The organism is Streptomyces sp. AA1529 (genome assembly GCF_000280905.1).
GTDB lineage: Bacteria > Actinomycetota > Actinomycetes > Streptomycetales > Streptomycetaceae > Streptomyces.
Genome location: NZ_ALAP01000042.1, coordinates 57,534 through 73,590, shown reverse-complemented (window position 1 = coordinate 73,590; position 16,057 = coordinate 57,534). Strand labels below are relative to the sequence as shown.

Annotated in this window: 14 protein-coding genes and 1 pseudogene; 4 read left to right on the top strand and 11 right to left on the bottom strand. The window is 70.0% G+C overall.

What is annotated here, in order from left to right; all coding sequences use genetic code 11:
• Nucleotides 1–46 precede the first annotated feature (46 nt).
• The 3 genes from A949_RS36385 to A949_RS38075 all read left to right on the top strand — a co-directional run bounded on the left by A949_RS36385 (nt 47) and on the right by A949_RS38075 (nt 1,495).
• A complete protein-coding gene (locus A949_RS36385) occupies nt 47–760 on the top strand; it encodes a DUF317 domain-containing protein (RefSeq protein WP_078565415.1) in 714 nt (237 codons plus the stop codon).
• A 228-nt stretch (nt 761–988) separates the two neighbouring features.
• The gene (locus tag A949_RS0112990) at nt 989–1,228 is read left to right on the top strand and encodes a DUF4314 domain-containing protein (RefSeq protein WP_019356445.1); all 240 of its coding nucleotides are present in this window, start codon (nt 989–991) and stop codon (nt 1,226–1,228) included.
• A gap of 30 nt (nt 1,229–1,258) precedes the next feature.
• Nucleotides 1,259–1,495: a hypothetical protein gene (locus A949_RS38075; RefSeq protein WP_019356444.1), complete on the top strand. Its 237-nt coding sequence runs from the start codon at nt 1,259–1,261 to the stop codon at nt 1,493–1,495.
• Between the two features lie 252 nt (nt 1,496–1,747).
• On the opposite strand, the pseudogene A949_RS37205 reads toward A949_RS38075, so the two are convergent.
• From A949_RS37205 to A949_RS33270, 11 genes and pseudogenes are all read right to left on the bottom strand, one after another.
• Nucleotides 1,748–2,137 (bottom strand): annotated as a pseudogene (locus A949_RS37205) (transposase); the annotation flags it as partial.
• A gap of 115 nt (nt 2,138–2,252) precedes the next feature.
• Nucleotides 2,253–3,290: a helix-turn-helix domain-containing protein gene (locus A949_RS0112980; RefSeq protein WP_026004601.1), complete on the bottom strand. Its 1,038-nt coding sequence runs from the start codon at nt 3,288–3,290 to the stop codon at nt 2,253–2,255.
• 166 nt (nt 3,291–3,456) lie between these two features.
• On the bottom strand, nt 3,457–4,236 hold the full coding sequence (locus A949_RS0112975) for a hypothetical protein (protein ID WP_019356443.1): 780 nt from the start codon (nt 4,234–4,236) through the stop codon (nt 3,457–3,459).
• Entirely contained in the window at nt 4,233–5,162 is a 930-nt protein-coding gene (locus A949_RS0112970) for a C40 family peptidase (protein WP_019356442.1), read from the bottom strand. The genes A949_RS0112975 and A949_RS0112970 overlap by 4 nt, the downstream gene beginning before the upstream one ends.
• Nucleotides 5,159–6,157, bottom strand: a complete 999-nt coding sequence (locus A949_RS0112965) for a replication-relaxation family protein (protein ID WP_019356441.1) — start codon at nt 6,155–6,157, stop codon at nt 5,159–5,161. Before A949_RS0112965 ends, A949_RS0112970 begins: the two co-directional genes overlap by 4 nt.
• Nucleotides 6,158–6,286: 129 nt before the next feature.
• The gene (locus A949_RS0112960; protein ID WP_019356440.1) at nt 6,287–8,689 is read right to left on the bottom strand and encodes a type IV secretory system conjugative DNA transfer family protein; all 2,403 of its coding nucleotides are present in this window, start codon (nt 8,687–8,689) and stop codon (nt 6,287–6,289) included.
• The gene (locus A949_RS0112955) at nt 8,686–10,503 is read right to left on the bottom strand and encodes a TraG/VirB4 family ATPase (protein WP_019356439.1); all 1,818 of its coding nucleotides are present in this window, start codon (nt 10,501–10,503) and stop codon (nt 8,686–8,688) included. Before A949_RS0112955 ends, A949_RS0112960 begins: the two co-directional genes overlap by 4 nt.
• Nucleotides 10,497–11,411, bottom strand: coding sequence for a PrgI family protein (locus A949_RS0112950; protein WP_019356438.1), 915 nt, complete (start codon nt 11,409–11,411; stop codon nt 10,497–10,499). The genes A949_RS0112955 and A949_RS0112950 overlap by 7 nt, the downstream gene beginning before the upstream one ends.
• Nucleotides 11,412–11,417: 6 nt before the next feature.
• The gene (locus A949_RS38070; protein ID WP_158687576.1) at nt 11,418–13,007 is read right to left on the bottom strand and encodes a hypothetical protein; all 1,590 of its coding nucleotides are present in this window, start codon (nt 13,005–13,007) and stop codon (nt 11,418–11,420) included.
• Between the two features lie 350 nt (nt 13,008–13,357).
• Nucleotides 13,358–13,759, bottom strand: coding sequence for a hypothetical protein (locus A949_RS39045; RefSeq protein WP_019356435.1), 402 nt, complete (start codon nt 13,757–13,759; stop codon nt 13,358–13,360).
• Nucleotides 13,760–14,095: 336 nt separating this feature from the next.
• Complete coding sequence (locus tag A949_RS33270; RefSeq protein WP_237735814.1) at nt 14,096–14,779, bottom strand: hypothetical protein; 684 nt, start codon at nt 14,777–14,779, stop codon at nt 14,096–14,098.
• Between the two features lie 627 nt (nt 14,780–15,406).
• Here A949_RS33270 and A949_RS36365 point away from each other — a divergent pair.
• Nucleotides 15,407–16,051 (top strand): hypothetical protein, encoded by a 645-nt coding sequence (locus A949_RS36365; protein WP_237735813.1) that lies wholly within the window; start codon nt 15,407–15,409, stop codon nt 16,049–16,051.
• The last annotated feature ends 6 nt before the right edge of the window (nt 16,052–16,057 follow it).

Sequence of the window (16,057 nt, the reverse complement as noted above, 5' to 3'; positions counted from 1 at the left end):
GCCCAGCTCCACGAAACACCCCCAACCGCTACGAAGGAGTTGCCACATGGACCCGCAGAATCCCACACGCGCAGCCTGCAACGGGCCCGCGCCGTACATGATCAAGCCCCGCTATCTGGCCGGTCCCTGCGACAAGGTGCCCGTGATGGGAGACGCCTGGCAGCGGCAACCCGTACCCGGGCTCGGCACCGCCTACCTGCGCTGCAACGAAGCCACAGGCAGCCACTACCTGGCACTGCACACCCCCGGGACCGAAAAACACCCTGCTCGTCGCGCCTTTGACGGCACGCCGACCGGCTGGGAGTTCCTCTCCTACCCAGCCACCGGACACCTGCCCTCCTGGCAAGTGATCTTCTCGCCGGACACGCCCCCTGAGCTGCCCGCAGCCCTCGCCGGCCTCCTCTCCGCGGGCGAGGAGCCAGCACCGCACGAGGTCACCGAAGTAGACGAGGCGACCGCACCGCTGGAGAGGGCCAGATGGAGCCGAGACCTGGGACACGAGTGCACCTGGTTCTCCCCCGGTGACCAGCAGGCCGCCGTCGTCACACCCACCAGCCCCGCAAACCCCACCCGCGGGCCACAAAGCTGGCTGCTCGCAGCGCGAAGCCGCGACGGCGACCAGGTCCTCTGGCTCGCGCAGGCCACCCCCGAAACCCCTACAGCCCTCATTCGCACCCTGTGCGTACAACTGGCCGACCCCGCCCCCGTCCCACGCCATCAAAAACCCACAACAGGCCCAGTCACGGTCACCTACCCCTGAACCTCCTCCGCCCACCGGTGCCGGGCCCCGTGAAGGGCCCGGCACCCACACCCCAATCCACTGACCGACTGGTGCGGACACGTCAAGCAGGTCGAGCCCGAACCCGAGGGGGCACAGGCCGGACACGACCATCACCCCTCCTTTTTCGTTCCCCTGTCAGTCCGAGTAGCAGCCGAGTCGGCACCCCACCTCTCAACCCACAGCATCACCTGGTCAAGGAAGACCGTCATGAACTTCGCCAAAGGCGACCGCATCGAACTGGTTCACACCAGTGACCCGCACACCCGCCTCGAACCAGGGGACCTGGGAACCGTGCGCCGGTACGACCCGCTGCTCCAGCACCTCTACATCGACTGGGACAACGGGTCCCGGCTCGCCCTGCTCCTCGACGCGGGAGATTGCGCCTGCCACGCCCCCCCGCCAAAGCGCCTGTGGCCCGCGTCCGCTTCATTTCCTCGGACTCGATGACGCCTGAGAGTCAGTGAGGATCTTTCGGGCATGCTGATCCTGCGGGGTGATCTCGCTGACTGCTTCGCAGGCTTGTTCGGTTCGGCCTGTCCGGCAGAGCAATCGGACAAGACAGTAGAGAGCGTCGCGGTCGCCGTCCGCTGCGCGTTCGTGGAGCGTGACTTCCATCCCGCGTTCGCGCAGCGCGCGGTTGAGCCGACGGCGGGCATGGACGTCCATATGGGCCAGTTTCGTGAGCTCTGTGAGTCGTCCGGCGTGGGCGAGTAGGTCCATGTGCCACAGATGATTGCTATGTGCGATGTGGTCTGTGGAGTAGCACTCGGCGTGGGCGCTCACCAGGGCGACGGCGGTGTCCCAGTCACTAGCGTGCTCGGCTGCCTGTGCCTGTTCGAACCATGTCACCGAACGAGTATCGCCCAGCCCTGTCGAACAGCAAGGGGCTCACCAAGTCCCGGAGCTCTCGGGGTGAAGGCCGATGACCTCAGCTGACAGCTCTTTCTGTGCGGGCTCGGGTGGCGGCGCGATGGGGAGGCCACCCCCGTCGACGATGAGGTGGAACTTCGGTCCGTCCTTGCCGCGATCGGTCGGATTCGGTCCGGCCAGCATCCCCCTCTGAGGGCTCGGACACTCACGGAGTCGATGATGCGGTGCCGCAGGCGAGCCCAGACGCGGGCCTTGGACCACTGGGCGAAGCGCCGGTAGACCGTGGGCCAGGCCGCCCCGAACACCGGTGGCAACTGTCGCCAGGAACATCCCGAGGTGGCGACGAAGATGATCGCCGCTGCACTCACGATCCCCAGTCCGCCGACGCCCACCACCTTGCGGACGTATCACCACACTCTCCGCCACCACCCGCCGAAACAGACCCCACAACTCCTCCGGCACTATCCGCCCAACAAGTCCCGCCACGGACTGGACAACGAGCCACTACGGCCAAACGAGACGACGTCTAAGGCAGGCCGAACACGGCGCAGGCGGTGGCGTGGGCCCTGGGAGTCCGCCACCGCCGTTGACTGCTGTCGGGTCAGTTGCTGATGTCACTGGGTGCGTTGTCGTTGGGCGGGAGGTGCTGGTAGCGGCGGGGGCTTTCGCTGACCTGCTTGGTGAGGCCGTTCTTGGCCAGCGTGGCGAGGTTGTTCGCGATGGCGCCGGAACTGTGCTCAAGATGGCGGCTGATCTTGGTCGCGGTGAACGCTTCGTCGGGGTGGGCGGCCAGGAAGGCGAGCACCATCTCCCGCAGTGCTCCCGGGCGCAGCCTGCCGCTGTCGGTGACGGTCTCGGACGGACGCCAGTGCCCGCAGGTGGGGCACGACTTCCCAGGTTCGGGGCGCGCGATGTCCGACGACGGCTGGGAAGTGCCGGTTGCTGCGACCTCGCTGGCTGTCGGAGCGGGAATGGGCGGGAGCTTCGAACGCTCCTCCTGGACAGGCACAGCCTGCCCGGGCTGCGGGGTGGGGTCATCGAGCCGGGCGGCGTCGGGGTCGTCCTCTTGATGACGACGGCCTGCCTGCTCCGGACTTTGGCCGGGAACGGGCGAGGGCTCTTCCTGCGGGGGTGCGGATTCGGTGCTGCTTTTCCCGCGCTGCGCCTCATGGTTCGGGTCCGGGGCTTGCGGTGCTCCCGTATCAGTGTCGGTGGACGGGTGCGCCAGTTCCGGTTCGGGCCTTTGCGGATCGGAGCCCGTCGGCTCGGCCGCCGATGCCTCGCCTTCCGCATCGGCGGTCCCCGGGGTGGCGGAGGCCGACTCGGGTTCGGTCTCCCGGCTTCCAGGGAGCGGATGTACCTGGTCGGGTGCAGTGTCGGGGTGCGGGTGCCAAAGGTCCGGGGTGGCGTTGCCGGATGTGCTGTTGCCCTTCTCGCGTACGGCGATCCCCCGGCCTTCCAGCGTGGCGAGGGCCTTGCCCGCGGTGGAGCGGCCGAGTCCGGCGGCGACCGCGAGCGTGGTGGCGCTCGATCCGGGGTGGTCGACGAGGGCCTGGAAGATCTGGGCGCGGGCGCCGGTCAGGTCGCTGGTGCCGGTGAGCGGGCGGGCGCGGGTGGGCTTTTTCGGGCTGTCTGTCATGAGGGAACCTCAGTCGCTGTGTGGTGCGGTGGTTGGGGTCCCCGGCCGGGGTGCGGCTCCGGGGGCACGCCGGGGTCGCGGGCGTGCGGGCCGCTTGCGCGGTGTGGTGTATCCCGCTTCGCCGACGACCATGGACGCTCGCCGTGCCCCACCCCGTCAAGCGGAGTCACCCCAGGTCGGAAGAGTCTTGAGAAGGCCCTGCGGGTGCAGTACGGGTCTGGTCGGGTGCGGGGGTCGGGTGCGTGGCGTCCAGGTGGGTGCGCACCGCGCGGGCGCGGGCTTGGCCCAGGTGCAGGGAGCGGCGCAGGTACCGGATGCTGGCCGGGCGGCCGGTGCGTTGCTGGACGACCGCGTCCAGGGCGCGTGCCCGGGTCAGCAACTCGTTGCTGATGACGGGTGCACCCGGGTGTGCCCCGGCGGCCGTATCCGTGCCTGGCGCGCTGCTGTGCGGTGGGCGTTCCCCATTGGTCTCTGTGGGCGCTTCAGCAGTGGAGGTGGCGGATGTGGTGGTGAGGATCTTGCGGTAGGCGGCGATGGCTTCGGCCAGGCCGGTGAGCAGGAGGCAGGGGGCGAGGTGGAGGAGGACGGCGGCCGGGTCGGCGCTGCTGGGCCAGCCGATCGTCCCGTTGGGCCACAGGGAGCTCCAGGTGTTCATGGCGGCGGCGGTGGTTCCGGCCCACCAGCGCAGGGCTGTGGACCAGGCGGGCGGGGCCAGTCCCCAGGAGGCCAGGCGTGCGTCTGCGTACAGGACGATGGCCAGGGTGAGGGCGAGCATCGGGTCGAGGAGGACGGCGATGGCCAGGGGCACGCCGCGGGCGGTGGCGAAGAGGGTGACGTTGACCGCGGTGAAGGCCAGGGCGAGGAGCCCGACTGCGCACAGTGCTCTTGTGAGGTCCCGCAGCAGGCGCTCGGCTTCTGCGGGCGGTGTGGAGGAGGGGCGGGTCATCGACGGTGCTCTCGCAGTGTGGGGCGGGTGGCGGCGTAGAAATCGTGGCCGGCGTACGTGTAGGACTCGTAGCGGACGGTGGTGCCTGGTTTGGGGGCGTGGATCATCTGGCCGCGGCCGGTGTAGAGACCGACGTGGTGGAGGTTTCCGGGGCGTCCGTAGAAGAGGAGATCTCCGGGTCTCAGCGGGATGCCGGAGGGCACTTTGCGGGTCGTGTGGTACTGCTCCTCGGCTGTGCGGGGCAGGGTGATTCCGGCCGCGTTGTAGGCGGCTTTGGTCAGGCCCGAGCAGTCGAAGCCTCCGTCGCCTCGTCCGTCGCCGCCCCATACGTAGCGGGCGCCGATCTGGGAGCGTGCGAAGGCGAGGGCCCTGCCTGCTGTTCCTGGCGCGGCGGGCGCGTCGCCGTAGCGCTGTGCGGTGTGGAGGACTTTGCGTACGTACCAGTCGGCGTGGTTGTAGGCGAAGAGCGCCCCACGCAGGTCTTTCCCGTTCTTGGCGCCGTTGGCGCACAGCATCCTGGCGGCGGCGTGGACGGCATCGACCGGGTCCCAGGGGGTGGGTGGCTTCTTACCTCCGGGCGGTACGGGGTGGGCGTACTGGTCGAAGGTGGGTTTGAGGAATTGCATGGGCCCGAGGGCGTGTGCGCTGGAGTGCATGGTGGGGTGGCGGCCGTGGTTGGACTCGACTTTGCCGATGGCGGCCAGGATCGTCCAGGACAGGCCGGGGCATTCGGGGGCGGCCCGTTGGTAGAGGGCCAGGTAGGCGGGCGGGATGTCGATCTTCGCGTGCTTGCCGGGCAGTTCGAAGCCGGAGGCTGCTGCGGCCGCGTTGTCGCCGAGCTTGGCGGTCAGTGCGGCACCTCCCATGAGGGTGAGCAGGAGGATGAACAGGAGGCAGCCGAGTGCGGCGCCGATCGCTTTGGTCACGGGCGGGGTGCCGGTTCGGCGGGCGGTAGTGGGGTCACGGGGAGGGTGAGGGGGGAGTCGGCTTGGTCTGCTTGTTCTTGCTGGGCCGGTGACAGGTCTTCCCAGCAGGTGCCGAGTTCGGCCAGGGGCCGACGGCGGGTTGGTGTGTTGAGGGGCAGCCACCATGGGCCCCAGGGGGTGTCGGTGGTGAAGTCGGCTGAGGCTGTGGCCACGCGCAGGTCGAGGCTGCGGGCGGGTTCGGTCAGGTGGCGTCGCAGGGCTGCTTCGCGGGAGGCGGTGCTGGTGTGGATGAGCAGGGCGGGGCGGGTGCCGGTGGAGGTGGTGAAGGCGGCGTAGGAGGCGAGTTTGGCTTCGACGCGGGCGAGGTTTTCGCTGCCGGTGTCGTATTCGAGGAAGAACGGCACTTCGTGTCGGCCGTCGCTCCAGTGGGCGTAGGCATCGGGGCGTACGAGGTCGCCCCAGCGGCGGGTGCAGGAGCGTTCGGAGAGCCAGAGGGGCAGGCGTGCGCTTGTTGTGCGGGTGTGGGCGCCCAGGAGGGTGAGGAGTTCGTTGGTGCCCAGGTCGTGGCCGAGGGTGGGGGAGTAGGCGATGCGTCCGGTGTGGGAGGGGCGCCAGCCCATCTCGGAGAGCTCGCAGCCTGCCTGTGCGGCGAGGAGAGCGGCTCCGGCGGGGCCGAGGGCGTAGTGCTCGGGGCTGGATCCGCTCTGGACGAGGGGGCGGAATGAGTCGAGGAGTGCGTATTCGTACAGCGTGCGCAGGCGTCGCTGTGTGGTGCGCAGGGAGGGGAAGGCGAGGCGGGCGATCTGCTGGGTGGTCAGGACGCGGTGCTCGTGCAGCATCCAGGCCAGCCACAGGTCACGTTCGGTGAGCCGGTGGACGAGGGGCGCCAGGTTGATGTGGCGGGCCTTGCGGTGGGATCGGGTGCGGGAGAAGGCGGCTCGTGCGGTGTAGCGGGACCCGGGGCCGTGGGAGGCGCGGGGCAGGGCGGGCGACATGCGGGATCACCACCGGGGAACTCGGAGAGGGCAAGGGCGGGGCGGAGAGAATCGCGGTGTCAGGGGCGGTTCGGGGCCTTGAGCGGCTGCGGCATGCGAGTCCGCGTGGGGCGCAGGGGCGGAGGGGCGTCAGGGCGTGGGTGTGTGAAGGGGTGTGCCGGTGCGTGTTGCGGCGGCGGCGCGCAGGTGTGCTGCGCGGCCGGGGACGGGAGGTGAGAGGGGGCGGGTGGTGAGGGTGAAGGCGGCGGTTTCCCCGCCGTGGGTCAACAGCCGGGCGGCGGCTTGGTAGGGGCCGAGGTGGGCGAGGTCGTGGGCGGTGAGGGTGGGGGCGGTGTGGCGTTCGAGCTGGTGGGCGTCTTCGGGTGAGGCGTTGAAGCAGATCTTGTTGCGGGCGTTGGCGGAGATTCCTTCGCGCAGGTCGCGGGGGAGCTGGGCGAGATTCTGGTGGGCGAGGGTGAGGGCGAGGCGGTAGCCGCGGGCTTCGGCGAGCATGTCTTCGAGGGGGTAGGGGAGGGTGAGGAAGTTGTGGCACTCGTCCATGTGCAGGGCGGCGTCGATGCGCTGGTGCTCGGGGGTTCGGGTGCGTGCGGCGGCGGCCTGCCAGACCCCGGCGACCAGGAAGGAGCCCAGCAGCCGGGCGGTCTCCTCGCCGAGGGCTCCTTTGGGCAGGCGGGCGAGGAGGATGCCGCCGTCGAGGACATCGTCGAGGCTGAAGGTGGAGGCGCCGGCGGCGATGGCCTTGCGGGCGAAGTCGCGCAGGAGGAAGGCGCGGAGCTTGTTTTGCAGGGGGCCGATGACGGCGGCTCTGGAGGGTTCGGACATCGACTCGTACCAGGCCCAGAAGCCGCGCAGGACGGGGTCTTTGAGCTGGGGGATCATCCGCAGCCGGTAGGCGGGCTCGCCCAACAGGCGGGGGATGTCGGCCAGGGTGACCAGCTGGCGGCTGGCGCGGGCGTGTTTGAGCAGGGTCAGGCAGGCGGCCCGCATGACGTCGTCGGTGCGCGGACCCCAGAAGGCGGTGAAGATGCGGCGGAAGATTCCGGTGATGTTGTCGACGACGACGTCGATGTCTCCGCCGTCGAGCACGTTCAGGCAGGGCGGGGCATGGGCGTCGTCCGGGTCGATGAGCACGAGCCGGTTCGCGCAGGTGTCGGGCAGCCGGGCTAGGAGATCGGTGATCAGATCGCCCTTGGGATCGATGACGAGCGCCCCGCGGTGGTTGCGGACGTCATCGAGGACCAGATTCGCGATCAGCGTCGACTTCCCCGAACCGGTTGCCCCCATCAGATGCAGGTGCTGCCGGGCATCGGGCACCGCCAGGCCCACAGCACGCCGCGCTCCGGTATCTGAGCGGCCGAGCGGCTTGACTGCCGCGCCGGGCTGCGGGCTCGGGATGGTCGGAGGGGGAAGGACCGAGCGGGCGCCGGCGCGCTGCAGGCCGGGTGCGTCGGCATCGGTGGGGAGGTGGGCGAGGGTGGCGAGTTCGGGAACGGACAGTAGCCGCACACCTCCGGGCGGGAAGTGGCGTGCGTTGAGTGCGGTGGCGGGGTGGGGCAGGCGGGTGCGGTTGAGCCAGTTGCGTTCGGCGAACAACCCGAAAGCTGACGCCAGGCCATGGGCGCGGCCCCGTGCTGATTCCATCGGTTTGCTGGTCTTGGGGTGCGCGGTGGCGGCGTAGGCGACTGTGACGCACCACTGCGGACCGGCTGCCAGCTTCGCCCCTGCCTGACGTACCGCGGCCGGATGGTCGGCGTCCTGCCGGTCCCCTGTGCCGCGTTGCGGGCGGTGGGCCAGCCAAGCTGATGCGGCCGGAATACGGGCCGGACCAGCCGTTCCTGCCTTCAACCGCCGGGCGGTGCGACGAGCCCGCCGCAATGCGGCTCCGGTCGCCGGCCGGGCGAGGATCTGCACGGCGGCGCTTTGCTGCTCCCCCATGCCGGTTGCGGCTTGCAGCAGGGCGCGGAGCGGATCGCTGGCATGGTTGGTGCGCAGGGGCAGGACTTCTGGACGTGCCAGTCGCAGCCGCCCGCCCGTGGCGAGGTGTTCGGCAGGGACGAGGGGGCTGGGCGGTGTGACGGTGGTGTGGGCGCCGGGCCAGGCGGCCTCGACCGCGTTGCGGACCAGCGCGAGGGGGACGCCGCCGGGGACCCAGAGGCGGACGGTGAGTCCGGTGGCATTCCACATGTACTCGAAGCCGAGATGCGGCTGGCCGTGCAGCAGCCGTTGCCACCACGGGCGCAGGAGCCCCGACAGCTGAGCCCACAGGACCTCGCCGCCCTTCTCGGGAACATGTGGCGGCGCGAGGATGGTGACGCAGCGGGCGTCCTGGGCCAGGTGCCGCTGTCGGCTGCTCTCCCAGCGGTAGCGGGCGTGGGCGGCGAGGGTGACGGTCAGCAGGACGGCGGGGGCGAGGACCGGGGCGTGGGCCTGCCACAGGCTGCTGACCGTGCTGGTAAGGGAGGGCCAGGAGGAGGTGGGGTCGGTCAGGAAGTCCACGAGTGGGCTGTGGGGGTGCGGGGCGGGGGAGGTCACGCGTCTTCTTCCGTTGCGGCGAAGGCCAGCTCTGCGGGGTTGGTGGTGATGACGTCGTGTTCTTCCGGTGCGGCCACCGACAGCAGGGCGACTTTGTGCCGCTCGCCGCTTTGCAGGAGGGCTTCGCCTTGCTGTGCGGCCAGCAGGAATGCGCGTTCGCCGTGTGAGAGGTGGAAGGTGGTGGCGATGTCGTCGATTGCCTGGGTGGACTGGCCGAGCAGGAGCTGGGTGGCGGCGTTGGAGACCACCGCTCGGCCGAGCTGGGTTGAGAGGACGTCCTCCACGTCCTGGGTGACCACTGCCAGACCGGCCCAGTGCTTGCGGAAGGACTTCGCGGCGCGGAAGAGGAAGCGCGCTCCTTCGCCTTCCCGCATCAGCAGCCACGCCTCATCCACCACGACCAGCTGTCGCCGCGGCACCGTATGGCTGGTCACGCGAGACCAGACGGCGTCGAGCGTGAGCATCATCGCCGGGGCGTGCACCTCCTCAGGGAGCTGCCGCAGAGCGAAGACCACCAGGTGCCCGTCGGCGGGTGTGGTGGTGGGCCCGTTGAACAAGCCCGCGTGCGAACCGGTGGTATAGGGCACCAGCCGCGCAGCCAGGTCGGCGGCCGTCTCGCTCTCGTCTGCTCCCAGTACGCCGGCGAGGTCCCCGAGGGTGGGTGCTGCGCGCTTCCAGGTACGCGGGTCGTGGGTGATGCCCGCGCGCCGGTACACGGTCAGCAGGGCCCGGTCCAAGGCGGCCTTTTGCGGTGCGGTCAGGTCGGTGGCCAAGAGCACGGACAGGAAGCTGTGCAGGAACAGCAGCCTGCGCGTGAGCGCATCACCACTGACCTCTTGGCGAGCGGTATCCCCGTCGGCTTCGTCGCTGTCGTTGTCGGTGGCGGGCAGGTCGAGGGGGTTGAGGCGGACACCGTCGGCGCCCAGGCGCACGACGCGTCCGCCGACCGTGTCGGCCAGGCGAACGTACTCGTCCTCCGGGTCGATCACGGCGGCCTGCACGCCGGTGAACAGCAGCCGCAGCAGCTCCAGCTTGGTGGCGTAGGACTTCCCGGCGCCGGAGCGCGCGAGGGTGACGGAGTTGTAGTTCTCCTGGGCGAAGCGGTCATAGACGACCGGGGCGCCGGAGGCGCAGTTGAGGCCGTAGAGCACGCCGGAGGGCGGGCTCCCGTCGCGCGGGGCAGGCAGGTCGGGACTGGTGAACGGGAAACACGCGGCCAGCGAGGCGGTGTCGAACGTGCGCCGGATACCGAGGGTGTCGATCCCGAAGGGGAGGCTGGCCAGCCAGGCCGGCAGAGCGCGGAAGGTTGCGGGTGCAGTGCTGATCAGCAGCGAACTCGCCACTGCCTCAACGGCTGCGAGCTCCTCCTCCAGCGCGTCGATATCGGGGGCGTGGACGGTCAGGTAGAGCGCGACGCGGAAGAGCTTTCCCTCACCGCGGGCGACCACGTACGCGAGGTCCGCGGCGTCCTGAGCCGCGGCATCCGCCTCCGGATCGTCGATCTGTCCTTTGCCGAAGCCGGTGCGGCGGGAGGCTTCCAGGCGGGCGCGCTGCTTCTTCAATCGCTCGGCGGCCACCGGTCCGGGGATCGGTTCGATGTGGAAGGCGACATCGAGGCGTCCGGGGTAGTTCAGCAGTGGGTCGAGCCAGCCCGGGACCACCTCGGCCGGATAGCCGGTCACCACCAAGGTGGCGGTCAGGTGGGAGCCGATGCCGAGCATCCGGCCGCGGACTTGGAGGGCCTCGGGGCCGGGAATCTCCAGCAGGTTGCGGGCAGGTAGTTCGTGCGGGCGGGAGTGCCAGTGCTTCAGCACGGGAGCGTCTCCTTGCGGTAGTGGGACAGGTCGGGGTTGCACGCGTCGGTGAATTCCTCGACCACTCGGTCCGCGTCGAGCGCCGCAACGTCGATTTCGGCCCCGGCCAGGGCACGCTGCATCTCGTGCACGCGCCGGCGCACCCGCCCGCCCGGGGCCGCCTGGGGCTCGCGCGCGATGACCAGATGCCGCCGGGCGGTCAGGTCGCGTGTCGAGGCGAGCTGATCGAGATAGTCGGCGTGGGCGCGAGCCGCCGCCTCCAGCGCCGGGTGTGGCAAGGCAGGTGCGCTCTCGCGAAGCGCGCCTGCCATGGGAGCCAGCTCGACGCGGCGGGTGGTGAGCAGAATCTGTACCGGTCCGGTCAGCGAGTTCAGCCACCGACCGAACCCGCTGGTGAGAGCGTTCTGTTCCGCACCGGTCCGCAGGGCAAAGTTGACCGTCGAACAGGACGCCAGCACCGCACGTCCTTTTGACCCCAGATCGACAACCCCCGTCTCATCGATGCCCTGGGCAGGCATAGCGATCGGACAGGGCGCGGGACCGGCAGCGCTCCGGAGCCGGCGTGGCACGAACTCCGGCAGGGGCGGGATTCTTTCTGGGGCGTGCACCTGCCGCTTGGGCGTGCGGGCGAAGGCGAGCGCGGCCAGGAGGTACCGGTCCAGGCCGATTCCCTCCCGGCGGCCCATCACCAGTGCGGTCACTACTCCGGCCACCGGGGTGGTCATTGCGAGGAACGCGAGGGGCGTCAGATAGGGGCGCAGCAGCCACCACAACCCGTACAGGAGCAGGGCGACGGCTGCCATCTGGGCCGTCTGCCGCGCGGTGAGGGGGCCGAGGACGCGGTCGGGCCGCTCGACGTCAGCGGGAATCCGCACCGCCTCGACGCCCTCGTCGTCTGTGCCGTGCATCGGCGGTCACTCTCCTCGCGGGGGCCGGTGGTGGGGTGTTTCCAGAGGAAGGCGGAGGGATGTCGGCCGGCGGCCGGGCGGCAGCGCACGGCGAGGCGGAACCGGAGGCAACGAGCGAGCTGTGGCCGGAGGCTGCGTCCCACCACCGCCGGGCGCTGAAGTGGGAGCCGACGGCGGCGGCTGTGGCGATCGGCCGCGTGCCATAGGCCGTGCCGCCTCCCGTGGTCCGCTCGCTGAAGCGGGCCGCCTTGCGCCGGGGGACACGCCGCCGGGTGCCTGCGTATCTCCGTTGCCCGAGTGCCCGGCAGGGCGCGCGTTGCCCGTCGGCTTCGCGGGCTGCGGGCCCGCGCCGGATGGTGTGCGTCGTGGTGTGCCCCACTGGAGCGTGACCTGCGGCGAACCCGCTGGCGCCCGGCCCGCACCCGCGTCTGCCCCCGGGCCTTGGGGGCCGCTTCCGCCTCCGGCTCCGGGCTTCGGCCCGTGGCCCGGACTCCCGGGCCCGCTCCCACCGCTTGCCGGACCGCCATGAGGCGAACCAGCAGGCGCAGACGGCCTTGATCCCGGTCCACCACCCGGAGCAGAGGGGCCGCCCCCCGGTGGCGGGACCGGTCCGCGGCCCCCGAGGCCGCCTGCCCCTCCCCCGGGGCTGGTTCCGGCGCGGGGTCGAAGCCCTCCCGGCCCGCCTGGACGGGCTCCGCCGCGTGCCATCAGACCGGGCGCGTACTGGCTCAGCAGCATCATCATGGCCACGTTGCGCGCCATGCGCACCGGCGCGGGAGTACGCGGTGGTGGGATGCCGAGGGTGCGGAAGGCGGTGCGCATGCACCAGCCAGGCAGTTTGAACAGCACCCAGAAAAGGGCGATACCCGCCAGCATCGTCCCCAGCTTGTTGAGCTTGGGGAAGCCGAGCAGAGTCGAGTCAGGGGCGAAGAACAGCTTCAGCGAACTGATCAGCACCAGGGACTGCAGCACCTGGATGCCCAGAGCGGCGGTAACCGCCCGCCACCACATCTTCGCCAGGCCCTCGGTCGCGGGGTGGGCGTGGCAGGCGAGGATCAGAGGCGCCCCGATGGTCAACAGCGCGATGGCGCCGACCCGCAGCAGGTAGCCGATCAGCACCGCCAGGACCATGGCCAGGAAACACAGTTCCAGGAGGACCACGTACAGCGTTACGTGCGCAGTGCCACCGAAGAGCGCGAATGGAATCGCGCGCTCCACCAGCCCCTTGCCCGCGTCCGAGAGGTCGGTCTGCGCGATGGCGCGTGACAGTGCGTTGGCCAACGAGATGGCTTTGCCCACCACGGGAAGCGAGGCGGCTGCGGCACTCAGCCCGAGCACGAGGCGCGGCGCTACCTGTTTGAGGGCGTGACGTGTCTGGACCGTCTCGTGCCCCATGACGGTGATCCCGCCGACCAGGACGAACAACACGTAGACCGCTGTTGCCGTGACCAGAGAGGAGCGCCACAACCGCTTCACGTCCGGGTGGGCAGTCATATCCGGGGTGGCCAGCAGGGTGTCGGCAAGCAGTTGCCGCACGGGCTTGAGGAGCTGCTCCACCAGAGAGCCCAGCAGTGAGGTGACCGCACTGGCGATCATTCCGGGGAAGTCGAGCAGATCGCCGAACCCCCAGTCCTTCTGCGGAGTGCATTCGCGCCCCTCGGCTTCGCACGCTGCCGGAGTCGCACCCGGAGCAGGCTCGGGCGATTTCGGTTTTGGGAGGAGGCGGTCAGGCTCTTCCGCGGGCCGGGTGGGCGCCGGAGTGGGGCCCGGCTTCGGGTTCGGCCGGGACGGGGCTGCGTCGGGTGAGGGCGCCACCGGCCCCGGAGCCGGTGCAGGGGCCGGGTCCCGGGGAGCCGCCGAAGCAGAGTTCCCGGGGCCGACGCACAGCGCGAGCCCGCACAACGTCCAGAGCAGCAGGTGGGGCAACCGTCGATGTGGGCTCACGGTCAGATTCCCAGGATGCCCTTGAGAACCTCGACAATGACCGGTGCAAGAATCGCCAAGCCGTAGCCGGATCCCGCCGCCTTCAGTGCCTTCTTCGCGGCCTCGACCTCGGCTGCATCCCCTCCGGCCATCAGGTACCGGAGCCCGCCCAGCGTCAAGAACAACGTGGCCAAAGCTGCCAGGATCCCCATAATCCAATTGCGCAGATTGTCGACCACTGTCGGGATCGAAGCCGGCTGAGGCGCCCTGACCGCCGCGACCGCCTCCACTGCGAAGATCAGACACACGGCCACTGAAACCGGGACGAGTGCGGCCAGCAGCTTGATGCGTAGCCGGGAGTCGAGCACCGGGCCAGGGGAGAGGGGAAGCCAACGGCGCGTCGGGGAACGTTTGATCACAGGCATGCAGACGTACCTCCCTCGGGCGTGTGGCGCCCGGGAACGCTGTGGACACATACGGACGGAGAAGAGGGGCGGCTGCAGCGCCGAAGTGCCGGAGCGGCTCTTTCGCCCAGGCGCCGACCCTCCTTCACGGCGGTCGGCGGACAGGACTTCTCGTGTGTCAGCAAGAGACGGCCCGCCCCGGCACTTCAGCGATTGCCCCGAGGAACCCGCACAAGCGGGTTCCTCGGGGGAGACGGGCTTCCCCCTCCTCGTCGAGTAGGTGATGCGCCGTCATGGAGGGGTAGAGCACTCGGTGACGGGGATTGCCGTCACCGAGCCTGAGATCCCCCCTGTGGGCTATACCTCGGATACCTGTCGCCGCAGATGGGCGGCGAGATGAGCCTCAGCCGCCACGCGGTGCCGGTAGAGGGAGCGCCACGCGAGCCCGCGTTGCTCGGCGATCTCCTTGACCGACTTCCTCTCCAAGCGGGTCAGCGCGATCAACTGCGCTTCCTGCGCTTTGAGCACCCCAGACTGCACTGCTGCGGCCAGCACCGCGTACTCATCGCGCTCCTCACCCCAGTCCGCGGCGCTGCCCTCCTCGGCATAGTTCCCAGCAGGCGCGGGGCCGTCAGGACTGACGGCAACCGGCTGCTCGCGCTGCTCCTGCTTCCGGGCGGTGTTGATGAGGCGGTGGACATCGCGGTCGGCGGCATTGAAGAGCGCCCGGTGCGGTTCGGGGTGGTCCTCTGCCAGCAGGGGCAGCGCGGTGGCGACGGCAGCCAGTGCCGTCTGCTCGAGATCCGCTCGCTCAAGGCGCCGCGGAAGCTGCTGTCGACGCAGCATCCGACGCAGAACCGGAATAGTCATACCCACCGCAACCAGAGGCCAGGGACCGCCCAGCTCCCGGACCCGGCCTACCACCTCGGACCAGATGAGGGTCCGCTGGGCCGCGGTTGTCCCCGGGTGCGCCAGCCGGGCCCGCACCCGGTCCACAGGCCAGTCGCCCTCCGCACCTTCGTCGTCCAACAGCACGGGCATGGTGACCGGACGGGCAGCCCTTCCCCCGAGAGCGAGGAACGCCTCGTCCAGTTCCCTGAGGGGCGAGCGGCCCCGACCCGATGTCGCGCATACAAGGGTCGAGCAAGAGCGGTGCATGAGCACCTCCGTGAGTCGTGGGTCGGCTTGCACCGCCACGACTCCCAGCCGCCCGGACCACCGGCGTGCCAGGCTCGGTCAGGCGCCGAGCCACTGGCCCGGCCGTGGGCCGCAATGTGCGATATCCGCTCCATGGCCCGCTCTCATGAGCAGTACACGAGCAGCCACCCGCAGAACGGAATCGAACAGAAGAAAATCCGCGACCACCTCGCCGACCTGGCCTGTGGCACAACCAGCCAGGCCCGGCACTGGCTCGCTACTGGCTCGTTCCCGCACCGACCTGCACCAACGCTCCTCGGTGCAGGAGCAGCATCTGATGCCCAGGCAGGTATCTCGCGGTGTGATGGGCGCGTACCCGCTGGGTCGAACGAGTCGATTCCGGTGGCAACAAAGCGCCCAGAGTTGTCTTTCTTCTTACGTCAGCACGAGAACGGAATCACCTTCGACCAGGCGCCACAGCCCATGCGCCACCACACCGGGCCCGCAGAACCCCAACCCGCCGCTGGCCGTATGCCACCGATCTCCGCCACGGTCTGGCTCCCACCTCTCGATGAACCCCACCCGGCCCCCGGCGACGAAGAAGTCCTGCCGCGGTGGGCCATCGAGAAGATCCGCTCCCAGATCATCCCCCGCCCCGACGACCGCCCCAGCCCACTGCTCCGCGTCCGCATCAACGAAACAGCCAACCCCCACTGCAGCGCCTCCCTGGACGCACGTGCCCGCGTCACCAGGTACCTTCAGCCGTACCCCCTCAGCGATGGTGCGCAGGATCAGTCACCGCCGCTGCTGCTCGCCGAATTCCACCCCGACACTCTCCGCACTCCCACGACCGGGGTCCCTGCCCCGCTCAGTGAGCCCCTTCCGGATCCGCAAGACGCCTGGCCGGGCTTCTTCCAGCGCGCCCACCGCCTCCTTCCCCCGGAAGGCATCCTCCTCGTCGCCACCCGCCAGCAGCGCGATGACGGACGGCTCACCGACCCGATGGGCGAACTGACAGCAAGCGCCCGCACAGCAGGCTTCCGCTACCTCCAACACCTCGTCATCGCCCACCTGCACCCCGACGCAGAGCAACACCCCAACCCGCCGGCCGAGGACCTGGCAGGCGGACTCATCCACTCCGACCTCCTGATCTTCTCCCCCCACGCGACTGCCTGACAGGAG

Coding starts and splice junctions, on each gene's coding strand:
- A949_RS0112980 (WP_026004601.1), bottom strand. CDS start 3,290: ATGACAGACAGCCCGAAAAAGCCCACCCGCGCCCGCCCGCTCACCGGC.
- A949_RS0112990 (WP_019356445.1), top strand. CDS start 989: ATGAACTTCGCCAAAGGCGACCGCATCGAACTGGTTCACACCAGTGAC.
- A949_RS0112965 (WP_019356441.1), bottom strand. CDS start 6,157: ATGTCGCCCGCCCTGCCCCGCGCCTCCCACGGCCCCGGGTCCCGCTAC.
- A949_RS38075 (WP_019356444.1), top strand. CDS start 1,259: ATGCTGATCCTGCGGGGTGATCTCGCTGACTGCTTCGCAGGCTTGTTC.
- A949_RS0112975 (WP_019356443.1), bottom strand. CDS start 4,236: ATGACCCGCCCCTCCTCCACACCGCCCGCAGAAGCCGAGCGCCTGCTG.
- A949_RS0112950 (WP_019356438.1), bottom strand. CDS start 11,411: ATGCACGGCACAGACGACGAGGGCGTCGAGGCGGTGCGGATTCCCGCT.
- A949_RS36365 (WP_237735813.1), top strand. CDS start 15,407: ATGCCACCGATCTCCGCCACGGTCTGGCTCCCACCTCTCGATGAACCC.
- A949_RS38070 (WP_158687576.1), bottom strand. CDS start 13,007: ATGATCGCCAGTGCGGTCACCTCACTGCTGGGCTCTCTGGTGGAGCAG.
- A949_RS39045 (WP_019356435.1), bottom strand. CDS start 13,759: ATGCCTGTGATCAAACGTTCCCCGACGCGCCGTTGGCTTCCCCTCTCC.
- A949_RS36385 (WP_078565415.1), top strand. CDS start 47: ATGGACCCGCAGAATCCCACACGCGCAGCCTGCAACGGGCCCGCGCCG.
- A949_RS33270 (WP_237735814.1), bottom strand. CDS start 14,779: ATGCCCGTGCTGTTGGACGACGAAGGTGCGGAGGGCGACTGGCCTGTG.